We start from the raw sequence: 12456 nt of genomic DNA on the forward strand, positions 1-12456 counted from the left end.
CGCTGTGCTCGCGCTCGCGGATGCGCAGCCGCGTCTCGTCGATGTCCTCGGTGGGGGCTTCGTCGCCATCGTCCCTCCTTCGTCTCCTGCCAGGCTAACCCCGCGGGCACGCCGTCGGCACGCGCCTCCCGCTCTGCGCGAGCACGGCGGCGCGGCGATCTCGCGCGGCACCCGCGCGCGGCTCTACAGTCACCTCATGACGACCACCCCCCTTCATCTCGGTCGCCCCGAAGGCAAGGGACTCGCGGCCGGAACGCTCGGCCTGTGGGGCTCCACCGTCATCGGGCTGGCGTCGACCGCGCCCGCGTACTCGCTCGTCGCGACCCTGGGATGGGTCGTGCTCGCCGTGGGCGCCCAGGCCCCCATCGCGTTCATCGTCGCGTTCGTGCCGATGCTGCTGATCGCCTTCGCGTACCGCGAGCTCAACCACGCCGTGCCCGACTGCGGCACGACGTTCACGTGGGGCACCAAGGCCTTCGGGCCGTGGGTCGGCTGGATGGGCGGCTGGGGCGTCGCGGTGGCGGGCATGGTCGTGCTCGCGAATCTCGCGCAGATCGCCGGCATCTACTTCTGGTCGCTGTTCGGCGACGGCGCGCTGTCCGAGAACGCGGTCCTCGTCACCGCGACGGGCGTCGCCTTCATCGCGGCCATGACCTGGGTCAGCTGGCGCGGGATCGAGATCGGGGAGCGCCTGCAGAACGTCCTGCTCGCGATCCAGTACGTCGCCCTCGCGATCTTCGTGGTCGCCGCCTTCTGGCAGTTCGCCACGGGCACCGCACCCCATCCGACGCCGTTCGACTGGCAGTGGCTGAACCCGTTCGCGTTCACGGAGTGGAGCGGCTTCATCGAGGCCGTGCTGCTCGCGCTGTTCATCTACTGGGGCTGGGACACGTGTCTTGCGCTCAACGAGGAGACGAAGGACCCCACGCGCATCCCCGGCCGCGCGGCGCTGCTGACCACCGTCATCCTGCTCTTCACGTACGTCGCCGTCACGATCGCGGCGATGATGTACGCGGGCGTCGGCGAGGACGGCGTCGGGCTCGGAAACGAGGCGCACGCGGACGACTTCTTCCTCGCGATCAAGGACGGCCTGCTCGGGCCGTTCGGCTGGGTGCTCGTCGTCGCCGTGCTGATCTCGGCGGTCTCGTCGACGCAGACCACGATCCTTCCCACCGCGCGCGGCACCCTCGCCATGGGCGTGTACCGTGCGCTTCCCGCGCGCTTCAAGCGGGTGCATCCGCAGTACCGCACGCCGTCGTTCTCGACGATCGTGATGGGCGTCGTCGCGATCGTGTACTACGTCGTGATGACGCTGATCAGCGACAACATCCTGCAGGACTCGATCCTGTCGCTGGGCCTCGCGATCGCGTTCTACTACGCCATCACGGGCTACGCCTGCGTCTGGTTCTTCCGTCGGCAGCTGCTGTCCTCCGCGCGCAACTTCTTCTTGCAGGGCCTGCTGCCGCTGGCGGGCGCGCTCATGCTCACCTACGCGTTCGTGCAGTCGGCGATCGACATGTGGGACGTGGACTACGGCTACAGCGTGCTGCTCGGCATCGGCGGCACCTTCGTCGTCGGCATCGGCTCGCTGCTGGTCGGTGTCGTGCTGATGGTGGTGTGGTTCTTCTTCCCCCGCTCCACCCCGTTCTTCCGCGGCGAGAGCCTCAACCGGGAGACCGAGGTGATGGTGCCGGACGAGGACTACCGGCGCTCGATCGACGGCGGCCTGGCGTGATCATCCGTTCCGAGGAGGGCGTATGCGCATCCTGATCATCGGCGCCGGAGGCGTCGGCACGGCGGCGGTCCGAATCGCGGTGCGCCGGCACTTCTTCGAATCCCTCGTCATCGCCGATTACGCGGTCGAACGGGCGCGGGCGATCGTCGAGGAGCTCGGCGACCGGCGTCTCGTGGCGGCCCAGGTCGACGCCACCGACGCGGACTCCGTCGCCTCCCTCATCCGCGAGCACGACGTCACGCACGTGCTGAACGCGGTCGATCCGCGCTTCGTGATGCCGATCTTCGAGGGCAGCTTCGCGGCGGGCGCGACGTACCTCGACATGGCGATGAGCCTGTCCTCCCGCCATCCGGAGCGGCCGTACGAGCTGCCGGGCGTGAAGCTCGGCGACGACCAGTTCGCGCAGGACGCGCGGTGGCGCGACGCCGGCCGGCTGGCGCTGGTCGGGATCGGCGTGGAGCCGGGCCTGTCGGATGTGTTCGCGCGCTACGCGGAGGACGAGCTGTTCGACCAGATCGAGGAGCTCGGCGTGCGGGACGGCGCGAACCTCGTCGTGGCGGGATACGACTTCGCCCCGTCCTTCTCGATCTGGACCACGATCGAGGAGTGCCTGAACCCGCCGGTCATCTATGAGGAGGGCCGCGGCTGGTTCACGACGACGCCGTTCTCGGAGCCGGAGGTGTTCGACTTCCCCGACGGGATCGGCCCGGTCGAGTGCGTGAACGTCGAGCACGAGGAGGTGCTGTTGATGCCGCGCTGGACGAAGGCCAAGCGCGTGACGTTCAAGTACGGCCTCGGCGACGAGTTCATCGAGGTGCTCAAGGTGCTGAACAAGCTGGGCCTCGACCGCACCGGCAAGGTGCGGGTCGGCGGCGTCGAGGTCTCGCCGCGCGACGTCGTCGCGGCGTGCCTGCCCGATCCGGCCACGATCGGCGACCGGATGACCGGCAAGACGTGCGCGGGCGTGTGGGTGACGGGCACGGGGAAGGACGGCCGGCCTCGCTCGACCTACCTGTATCACGTGGCCGACAATGAGGAGACCATGCGCGAGTACGGCGCGCAGGCCGTCGTCTGGCAGACGGCACTCAATCCCGTGATCGCGCTCGAGCTGCTGTCGACGGGCGTGTGGTCGGGCGCCGGCGTGCTGGGACCCGAGGCGTTCGACGCGCGCCCGTTCCTCGACCTGCTCGCCGCGCCCGCGCCTTCGGGCTACGGCTCGCCGTGGGGGATGCGCGAGCAGCAGCCGCCCATCACGACGACGACGTGACCGCCACGCCCTCCGACGGCTGCACGATCACGAAGCCGTGGCCGGCGAACGCGACCTGCACGGCCTCGCCCGATCCGCGGCCGATCAGCGCGCCGGCCTTGAACGTGGACTTCAGCGTCGTCTGCAGCGACGCGGACCAGGCCACCACGGCGTTGGTGTCCGCGTAGGTGGGCGCCTCGGCGGCGTTCAGGACGACCGGCGGGCCCGCCGTGGTCACCGCGACCCAGCCGCTGCCGCGCAGCGTGGTGTTGAACAGCCCGCCCGTCATGATGCCGGCGCCCTGCACGCGCTCGATGCTCCACTGCAGCGTCTCGCTGAACGCGAGCACGTTGCGCCCGTTGATAGAGATGCCGGAGTCCTCGAGGTGCAGGATGTGCACCTCCGCCTGCTCGTTCGCGAGGAAGACGTCACCCCGACCCGACACGCGCATGAGCGAGAGCCCCTCGCCCGTCACCTGCGACTTGAGGAAGCGTCCGACGCCACCGCCCTGATACGCGAAGTCGAGCTCTCCCTGGTAGGCGACCATCGCGCCCTGACGCGCGAAGAACGGCTCCCCCAGCCCCACACGCAGCATCTTCTCGTTCTGCTTCGTCGGGCCGGAGCCGGACACCTCGGCGTGCGAGCCGGAGATCAGGTCCCCGGTGATGCCTGCGTCACCGCGCCCGATGCCCTGGGCGGGCGCAGCGGCCCGCTGCGGGATGTCGTGGGCGGCCGGCTGCTGCTCCTGCATCGCCGCGTCGACGGGCGTCAGCGGGGCGGTCGAGACCTGGCCGTCGGTCGACACGTGCTCGGTCCACGACGTGCCGTCCCACCAGCGCAGCTGAGCGCGCCCCGTCGGATCAGGAAACCAGCCGGCGTCCATGCGATTCCTCCCTCTCCCCGAACCCTACTCACTCGGGCGGACTGCCCGTCCGCGCCGCCTGTGCCGCCTCCTCGCGCTGCCGTGGGTTGCGGATCCCCGCCCAGGACGCGACCGCTCCGGCCGCGAACAGCGCCGCGGTCGCGATCGCGGTGCGGTGGAAGCCGTCGAGGTCGAGGTCACCGCCCGCAATGAGCGCGATGACCGCGACGACCAGCAGGCCGGCCACACGCGAGACGGCGTTGTTGACGGCGGATGCGATGCCCTCCCGGCCGCTGCCCACGGATCCGAGCACGGCACTCGTGAGCGGGCTCACCGTCAGAGTCAGGCCCACGCCGAGCAGGACGATCGCCGGCAGCATCTGCCACCAGTAGTCGAAGGGGTCGGCCGCCGTCAGCAGCAGCGCCGCGCCGATCGCCATGACCGCGGGACCGATCGTCATGAACATCCGGGGGCCGCTGCGGTCCGCCCACCTCCCCACGCGCGAGGAGCCGAGGATCATGATCACGGTGACCGGCAGCGACGCCAGGCCCGCAAGTGTCGCAGAGAAGCCCACCGCCTCCTGCAGGAACACGACGACCGCGAAGCCGTTGAGCGCCAGCGCGGCGTACACGAACGTCGTCGCGAGGTTTCCCGCCCAGAAGTTGCGGATGCGGAACAGGTCGAGCGGCATGACGGGCTCGGCCGAGCGTCTCTCGCGCAGCAGGAACCCGGCGAACAGCACGACGCCGATGATCAGCGCGGCGACGACGAGCGGATCGCCCCACCCGAGGCGGGACCCCTCGATCAGGGCGAACACCACGCCACCGAGGCCCAGCGCGCACAGCGCGCACGCGATCAGGTCGACGCGAGCGCCCGGCTTGCGGACATCCGGTGTCTCCAGGCCGGCGAGCAGCCAGAGCGTGACGCCGATGGGCAGGACGTTGATCAGGAACGCCCAGCGCCAGGACGCGAAGTCGATGAACAGGCCGCCGATCAGCGGGGCCACCAGCATCGCGCCGCTCGTCGCCGCGGTCCACGCGCCGATCGCCCGTCCCCGCATCGCCTCGCCGAAGTGCGTCGTGATGAGCGCGAGCGAGCTCGGCACGAGCAGCGCGCCCGCGATGCCCTGCAGTGCGCGCGCGACGATCGCGAACTCGATGCCGGGCGAGGCGGCGATCGCGATCGAGGTCACGAGGAATCCGAAGAGGCCGACCCTCAGGATCACCTTCCGCCCGTACAGGTCGCTCAGCGAGCCGGCGACGAGGATCAGCGCTCCGAGCGTCACGAGATACGCATTCACCACCCACTGCTGTCCCGCGAGGCCGCCGCCGAGGTCCTCCCGGATCGCCGGGAGCGCCACATTCACGATGCTGCCGTCCAGGAACGACACGAAGGACGCCAGGATCGCCACTGTCAGCACGCGTCGTCCGCTCGCGTCCATCCGCTCATCCGTCACGTCTGCACCCTATGCCCGCGTGAGGTGGGACGGGCGGCGGATCCGCAAGACCTTCCCTTGCCGGACGCGGTGGCGTTCACTGGAGGCACTGTTCAGCGGCTCACGGCGAGGAGTGACATGACGATGTCAGGACCCATCTCGGACGACCGCGAGGTCGAGGAGCTTTCGGCCTCCGAATGCTGGCGCCTGATCGAGAGCGCCGACATCGGGCGGCTCGCGGTCACGCACAGCGACGGCGGACCGGACGTCTTCCCCCTCAACTACGTCGCGCACCAGGGCAAGCTCTACGTGCGCTCCGGCGCCGGGCGCAAGCTCCGGAGCCTTCGCGCCCACCCCGTCGTCGCGCTCGAGGTGGACGGCGAGGAGGCGGGGTTCTACTGGAGCGTCGTCGTGCGCGGCCGCGCGTCCCTCACCGAGGTCGACTCCGAGATCCTCGCGTCGGGTGCGCGTCACCTCGTCAGCGACGACCCGGAGCACAAGCCGCACGTCGTCCGCATCCAGCCCGACACGGTCACGGGCCGCCGATTCGCGCGACGCGCCCCGGGCGATGCCGGACGCCCTGCGCCGACGAACGCCCCGCGCCGCGCGGACGCCCCGGGCCGGCCGAAGCCGATCCCCCACTTCCCGCCGGCCTGGGAGCAGTGAGCCCCGCGCTCAGTCGACGTGGCCCGCGCGGAACGCCTCGGGCACGACCTCCGCGTGCAGGCGTCCGAGAAGCGCCGCCTGCTCGCGCGCCTGCTCGGCGAGGTCCGTGAACACCTGACGCGGCAGGCCCAGGTCGGGGGCGAGTTCGGCGAGCGTCTCCCAGCCCCCGAGCTTGCCGATCACCGCGCCGCGCATCAGGTCGATCTCGAGCACCGGCGTCATGGGCGATCCGAGCGGGCGGCCGTTCGTCTTGAGGCGCCCGGCCTTCTCCGCGACCCACGCGGCGGCCTGCCGGTAGGGACGCCGCCGCAGCCCGAGGGACTCGATCAGGTCCTTCAGGAAGGCCCGCTCGCCGCGGACCTCCTTCCACAGCCCGTCGAGGGCGGGGCCGAGGTCGGTGTCCTTGTACGCCTTCGCCATCCGTTCCAGGCGATCCACCCCCGCGGTCGCGCCCGTGAGGTGGTCGGAGAGGTAGAGGCCGAGGATGTCGCGCTCGAGCCCCGCAGGCACGCGGTGCCCCGAGGAGTGCGCAGGCGGCTGCACGACGCCGTCCGGCGTGACCTCTCCCGGCGGCAGCTGGTCCTGCGGCCAGTCGGAGCGCGGCCGCATCGGCGGGCTGTCGGTGCCGCGACCGTCGGCCATCCCGGTCAGCACCTCGTGCAGCGCCTCCCTCGAGTCGTGCTGCGGCTGCCAGCCCAGCTCGCGCTGGGCGCGCGACGTGTCCATGATCGGCGCGGTCATCGCCATGTCGAGCCAACCCGGATCGGCGGCGACGGCATGCGCCCGCCACGCGACGTTCAGGATCGGCCGCAGCACGCGGGCGGGAAGATCGATGTGCTTGTCGTGGCTCACCACACCGGCCAGATCCGAAGCCCGCAGGACGGGCTCGGTCGCGATGTTGAAGGCCCCCGTCGCGCGCTGCACGATGACGCGGCGGTAGGCGTCGGCGAGGTCGGCGCCGTGCACGGCCTGCAGCCGGATGCCCTCCGGCAGCGGCACGACGGGCAGCGCCCCAGGGCGAAGCGCCGCGGGCGGCACCAGTGCGCCGAGGAACAGCCGCGTGATTTCGGCGCCGGCATCCGCGTCGAACACGAGGGCCGGGCGCACGCGCGCGACAGCGAGACCGCGAGACTCGGCCTCGTCGAGAACGCGCTCCTGGGCGGCCTTGTCGACCGCATAGTGGGCGGTCGGGATGCCCTCGGTCGGCCAGGACTCGTCCCTCGCCTCGTCGTCGTGGACGCCCGTGTAGGCGCCGACCGAGGAGGCGCACACGAGGTGGCTCACCCCGGCGCGCAGGCAGGCCTCGACGACGCGGCGGGTGCCGTCCACGTTCGCGCGACGGATCAGGTCCCGGTCGCGGTTGGGCTGGATCAGCCACGCGAGGTGCACGACCGTGTCGACGCCCGACAGCGCCGCGGCGAGCCGCGAGATGACATGCTCCTCCCCCGCCTGGCTCGGCACCGGCGCGGCGATGTCCACGAGGTCCCACTGCGCCGCGTCGTACGGCGCGGAGGAGACATCCGGCGAGCGTCGCGCGATGCCGACGATCGCACCGACCTGCTCATCCCCGCGCAGGGCCTGCAGCAACGCGGTTCCGGTGTGTCCGCTCGCGCCGATGATCGCGACCTTGAGCGGGCGGGTCCTGGCGTCCGACATACGTCCTCCTGATCCGGGAATCTTCCTCGATCCTGACGTCCCCGAGCCGGCTGGGCCATGGGCTTGCGGCGGCGGGTCACGCCGTCGTACACGCTTCGCGTGCGGCGTACACTCGCGTGCGTGGAACGGATCTTCGGCATGAGCGTCGCGAAGGTGTACCCGCTGTACGTCGCGAAGCTCGAGCGCAAGGGACGAACGAAGGCCGAGCTCGACGAGGTCATCGCGTGGCTGACCGGCTACGACGAGCGCGAGCTCGCGGTGCACCTGGAGGCCCAGACGACCTTCCGCGACTTCTTCGCGCAGGCCGACGTCAACCCGCTCGCATCACAGATCACCGGCGTGATCTGCGGTGTGCGCGTCGAGGAGATCGAGGATCCGCTCATGCAGCAGATCCGCTATCTGGACAAGCTCGTCGACGAACTCGCGCGCGGGAAGGCGATGACGAAGGTGCTCCGCTCCCCCTGACATGTTTTCGCTCGGGACGAAAGCCCCATCTCCTTTGTCGGAAGGCCGGTTAGGTTTGCCTCATGAGCGATGTTCAGACGATGGTCCGCACGGAGGTCTCTGTGAACGGCACCAGTTTCTTCCTCGCCCAGGGCCAGAGCACCAGCGAGCTGAAGGAGCGCATCGAGGGCGCCGCGATCGCCGGCGGTCGCTTCGTCGACTTCACCGTCGTCGGCAACCGCTCGGTCAGCGTGCTGATCACCTCCGCGGCGCAAGTGGTCTTCTCCACCGAGACCGTGCAGTTCGACGACCGCGACACGGGTGATGAGGACCACCCGTACGGCGGCCTGTACGACTTCTAGGGCGCACGCCCTCCCGTCGACGCGTGCGGGCGGCTCCGCACGCGTCGACGGCCACGGTCCCCTCTCGGTGGGATTCCCGGGAGGCGGACGCCCGCTCTCAGGCCGTACTCGCCTTGTCGCCCGCTGACGTCCGGCGTCGCGTGATGCGTGCGAGCGCGTAGAGGACGACGCCCAGCAGGATGAGCGCACCGCCGAACAGCCACACCTCGCCGTCCTGCTGCGTGAGCAGCAGGATGCACGACCCGACGCCCAGGACGGGAACGACCGTCCAGACGCGGAAGTGCTCGTGCTCGACCTTGTCGCGCCTCAGCACCAGCACGGCGACGTTCGCGGCGAGGAACACGAACAGCAGCAGCAGCACGACGGTCTCGGCGAGCATCGCGAGGTCGCCCAGCAGCGTGAGGAGCATCGCCACCACGGTGGTGGCGATGATCGCGACCCACGGCGTCCTGCGGTTGGGCAGCACGCGCGCGAACACCGACGGCAGCAGCCCGCGGTCAGCCATGCCGTAGGCGAGTCGGCTCGCCATGATCATCGTCAGGAGCGCGCCGTTCGCGACCGCGATGAGCGCGATCAAGCTGAACAGCCAGCCGGGAAGCGACACTCCGCTCGCCTCGACCACGTCGAGCAACGGGGCGCTGGATCCGGTGAGCTCGTCTGCGGGCATCGCGACCGCGCTCGCGAGACCCACCAGCAGGTACACCGCGCCGGCGACGAGCAGCGAGCCGAACAGCGCGCGCGGGTACGAGCGGCTCGGATCGCGCACTTCCTCGATGACGTTGGCGGACGTCTCGAAGCCCACGAACGAGTAGTACGCGATGATCGCGCCGCTCAGCACGGCCAGCGGCACGGCGGTCTCCGTGGGCGGCTGGAGCACGCGCGACACGTCGCCGCCGCCACCGGCGAGCAGCAGTCCGACCGCGACGACGACGATGACGAGTCCGCTGAGCTCGATGATCGTCATGACGACGTTGGCGGACATCGACTCGCGGATGCCGCGTGCGTTCAGCGCGCCGACCACGGCGAGGAAGATGATGGCGACGGGCGCGGTGGGCACGTCCCAGAACGTGCGGAAGTAGTCGCCCGCGAACGCGAGCGAAAGGCCCGCGGCGCTCACGACCCCGGCGGCGAGCATGCAGTAGCCGACGAGGAAGGACACGAGCGGGCTGCGGAACGCCCGCTCGGCGAAGACGGCGGCACCGCCGGCCTTCGGATACTTGGTCACCAGCTCGGCGTAGGAGCCCGCCGTGAGCAGGGCCAGCAGCAAGGCGACGAGCAGCGGCGCCCACAGCAGGCCGCCGACCTCGCCCGCGAGCACACCCATGAGCGCGTAGATGCCGGCGCCGAGCACGTCGCCGAGGATGAACACGAACAGGAGCGGCCCCGTGATCCCCCGCCGCAGTCGTGTCTCTCCCACGGTGTCCGTGCTCATGCCGTCTCCCTCGATCACCCGCGCCCGACCTCGGGCGAGGGGGCCTGGTCCATCCTGTCTGCGGCCGGAATCGGCCGCCACTGCTTGACCCGGGGGCCCGCGCATGCCTAGGGCGACGCGACCCACATGGGCGCGGGAACGCGACGGCGACTCCGACCGCCCCGAGGCCCGCGCGTGACGCGCGCAGCGATCGCTCTTGTGACGTGCCGATACGCCAGGATGAGCACGAGCGCGCTGTTCGCGCCGGGAGGAGCGGCATGAAGAAGCACGACCTGACGCCCGTGCCCGATCAGGCCGTCGCGGATCTGCGGGCGCGCCTCGAGCGTTTCCGCACGGTGGCGCTGCCCGACCTGCCGGGGCCATCCGGAGTCGATCCGGCGCTGCTGCACGATCTGCTGCGGCACTGGGAGCACGACTACGACTGGCGGCGGCATGAGAGCAGGATCGCGTCGTGGGACTGGCGGCAGAGCGAGCACACATCCGTGCCGATCCGCGCGGTGGTCTCCCCCGCCGCGCGTGCCGACGCTCCGGTGGTCGTGCTGCTGCACGGCTGGCCCGATTCCGTCCTGCGCTTCGAGCGGATCTTCCCCCTGCTCGACGACGTGACGGTCGTGGCGCCGGCGCTTCCCGGCTTCCCGTTCGCGGCGCCCGTGACCGGCGGAGGCATGTCGGCGATCGGGATGGCCGACGCCGTCGCCGACGCCATGTCCGAGCTGGGATACGACGGATACGTCGTCTCGGCGGGCGATGTCGGATGCGACGTGGCCGAGGCCCTCGCGGCACGCCACGGCGCCGCGGTGAGCGCCCTGCACCTCACCGACCTCTCCCAGTACCACTTCCTGACCGGTGCGCCGCACGACCTGGACGACGCCGCGCGCGCGTACGTCCGACGAGGACACGCGTGGCAGAGCACTGAGGGCGGCTACATGCACGAGCAGGCGACGCGGCCGCACACGCTCGCGATCGCCCTGGGCGACTCGCCCGCAGGCCTGGCGGCCTGGATCCTGGAGAAGCTCGTCGACTGGACCGACTCCGGCGGCGAGCTCTCGAACGCCTTCACGCCCGACGAGGCCCTGACCTGGATCTCGGCGTACTGGTTCAGCGGCGCGATCGGAACCTCCTTCACGCCGTATGCCGCAGCCGCACCGAAGGACTGGGCTCGGATCGACACGCCCACGGTCATGACGGTGTTCCCCGCCGACCTCGTGAACGCCCCGCGCCGGTACGTCGAGCGGTACTTCGCGGTCGCGGACTGGCTCGAATTCCCGCGCGGCGGGCACTTCGCCGCGTGGGAGCAGCCGGACAGCTATGCGCGGGGCGTGCGGCGGGCCATCGCGCTCGCGCGCTGAGTTCCTCCGTCGGCGAGCGATGCGGCGGCTTCGTCCTCGCGCGCATCCTGCGCGTGCCGGCCGCCCAGGTGGGACGACGCCCAGCGGCTGGCCGGGGCTGCGATGATCGCGAAGATCACTGCGACGACCGCGACGGAGAGGAACGCGACGCGGATCCCCGCCTGCCCGGCGACGAGCCCCATGCACGCCGGCCCGGCCAGGAAGCCGACGTAGGCCGTCGCCGCCGCCAAGGACGTCGCTGCCCCGCGCTGCCGGCTCGGGACGCCCCGCACGGCTCGGCCCAACAGGGTCGGGAAGAGCATCGCGGTTCCGAGCGCCGCCAGCGCGATGCCGAGAAGGGCTGTGGCGACGCCGCTCGATGCAGCCAGGATCGCACTCCCGATCGCCGCTGCAGCTCCGCCGGCGACGAGCAGCGCCGCGGGGTGCGAACGCGAGAGCGGAGCGAGCGTCAGTCGAGCGACGGCGGCGACCGCCGCGAAGGCCGCTGGCCCGAAGGCGGCGATATGCGCGGCCGCCACGTGCACATCCGTGAGGAACACCGCGCTCCAACTCTGAAAGGCGTTCTCCATCGCGTAGGCGATCGCGCCCACGGCTCCGACGGCGAGGAGGGGCCAGAGCCGGCGCGAGCGCGCACCTCCGGCGTGATCGCGCTCCGTGTGGGGGCGGGCGGGCGAATCGGGCTGTCCGAAGCGCGTCCCTCTCCAGACGACGAGGCTGCCTGCGGCGATGAGGAGAGCCGCCATGCCGAACACTCCCGCGAGTGGGGGAACGATGAGCGCCGAATTCAGTGCGACGCCGCTTGCGACGCTCGCCACGACGACGGCCGCGGAGAAGATCCCGTGGCTCCGGGCCAGGATCGGCCGATCGCTCCACGCCTCCGCCTCAGTCGCGATGGCGTTGATCGCGACATCCGCGGCACCCGAGGCGGCGCCGACGACGGCCATGGCGACGATGAGCGCGGCCAGGTCGTGAGCGAGGAGCGCGAGGCCGAGCCCCGCAAGCAGCAGCGCGCCGAGCAGCAGGGCACTCAGGCGTGTCCCCACGCGGTCCAGCAGGCGCCCGGTCAGCAGCATCGCCGGCACGGCACCGAGCCCGACGAAGAGCAGGGCCGTCCCGAGCTGAGCATCGGTCACGTCTGCTTGCGCCCGTGTGGCGGGAAGCGACGCACCCCACACACCCCAGAAGACGCCGAAGGACGCGAACGCGGCATAGGGAGCGATGGGGCGCACCGGCGGACGAGCGGTTGCAGTCACGTGTGTAACGGTACAC

11 protein-coding genes are annotated in these 12456 nt (G+C 71.1%); 6 read left to right on the forward strand and 5 right to left on the reverse strand.

Annotated elements, in window-relative coordinates; translation table 11 throughout:
* The first annotated feature begins 196 nt into the window (after positions 1–196).
* The gene (locus tag BJP60_RS07750; RefSeq protein ID WP_203135232.1) at positions 197–1735 is read left to right on the forward strand and encodes an APC family permease; all 1539 of its coding nucleotides are present in this window, start codon (positions 197–199) and stop codon (positions 1733–1735) included.
* 22 nt (positions 1736–1757) lie between these two features.
* Entirely contained in the window at positions 1758–3002 is a 1245-nt protein-coding gene (locus BJP60_RS07755; protein WP_203135233.1) for a saccharopine dehydrogenase family protein, read from the forward strand.
* On the opposite strand, the gene BJP60_RS07760 is transcribed toward BJP60_RS07755, so the two are convergent.
* The gene (locus BJP60_RS07760) at positions 2986–3864 is read right to left on the reverse strand and encodes an AIM24 family protein (protein ID WP_203135234.1); all 879 of its coding nucleotides are present in this window, start codon (positions 3862–3864) and stop codon (positions 2986–2988) included. The genes BJP60_RS07755 and BJP60_RS07760 overlap by 17 nt on opposite strands.
* A gap of 28 nt (positions 3865–3892) precedes the next feature.
* Complete coding sequence (locus tag BJP60_RS07765; RefSeq protein WP_203139108.1) at positions 3893–5284, reverse strand: MFS transporter; 1392 nt, start codon at positions 5282–5284, stop codon at positions 3893–3895.
* A gap of 132 nt (positions 5285–5416) precedes the next feature.
* Here BJP60_RS07765 and BJP60_RS07770 point away from each other — a divergent pair, with 132 nt between their 5' ends.
* Positions 5417–5944: a pyridoxamine 5'-phosphate oxidase family protein gene (locus BJP60_RS07770; RefSeq protein WP_203135235.1), complete on the forward strand. Its 528-nt coding sequence runs from the start codon at positions 5417–5419 to the stop codon at positions 5942–5944.
* A gap of 9 nt (positions 5945–5953) precedes the next feature.
* On the opposite strand, the gene BJP60_RS07775 is transcribed toward BJP60_RS07770, so the two are convergent.
* Positions 5954–7600, reverse strand: coding sequence for an NAD-dependent epimerase/dehydratase family protein (locus tag BJP60_RS07775; protein WP_203135236.1), 1647 nt, complete (start codon positions 7598–7600; stop codon positions 5954–5956).
* A 120-nt stretch (positions 7601–7720) separates the two neighbouring features.
* Here BJP60_RS07775 and BJP60_RS07780 point away from each other — a divergent pair, with 120 nt between their 5' ends.
* Entirely contained in the window at positions 7721–8065 is a 345-nt protein-coding gene (locus tag BJP60_RS07780) for a DUF2200 domain-containing protein (protein WP_238439342.1), read from the forward strand.
* 62 nt (positions 8066–8127) lie between these two features.
* Entirely contained in the window at positions 8128–8406 is a 279-nt protein-coding gene (locus BJP60_RS07785; RefSeq protein ID WP_203135238.1) for a hypothetical protein, read from the forward strand.
* A gap of 97 nt (positions 8407–8503) precedes the next feature.
* Here BJP60_RS07785 and BJP60_RS07790 read toward each other — a convergent pair whose 3' ends face one another.
* Complete coding sequence (locus BJP60_RS07790; protein ID WP_203135239.1) at positions 8504–9838, reverse strand: APC family permease; 1335 nt, start codon at positions 9836–9838, stop codon at positions 8504–8506.
* A gap of 257 nt (positions 9839–10095) precedes the next feature.
* Here BJP60_RS07790 and BJP60_RS07795 point away from each other — a divergent pair, with 257 nt between their 5' ends.
* On the forward strand, positions 10096–11187 hold the full coding sequence (locus BJP60_RS07795) for an epoxide hydrolase family protein (RefSeq protein WP_203135240.1): 1092 nt from the start codon (positions 10096–10098) through the stop codon (positions 11185–11187).
* Here the strand turns inward: BJP60_RS07795 and BJP60_RS07800 are convergent.
* The gene (locus tag BJP60_RS07800) at positions 11145–12440 is read right to left on the reverse strand and encodes an MFS transporter (RefSeq protein ID WP_203135241.1); all 1296 of its coding nucleotides are present in this window, start codon (positions 12438–12440) and stop codon (positions 11145–11147) included. The two genes, BJP60_RS07795 and BJP60_RS07800, sit on opposite strands and share 43 nt — an antisense overlap.
* Between the last annotated feature and the right edge of the window lie 16 nt (positions 12441–12456).

It is taken from the genome of Microbacterium sp. JZ31 (assembly GCF_016805985.1).
Taxonomy (GTDB): Bacteria; Actinomycetota; Actinomycetes; order Actinomycetales; family Microbacteriaceae; genus Microbacterium.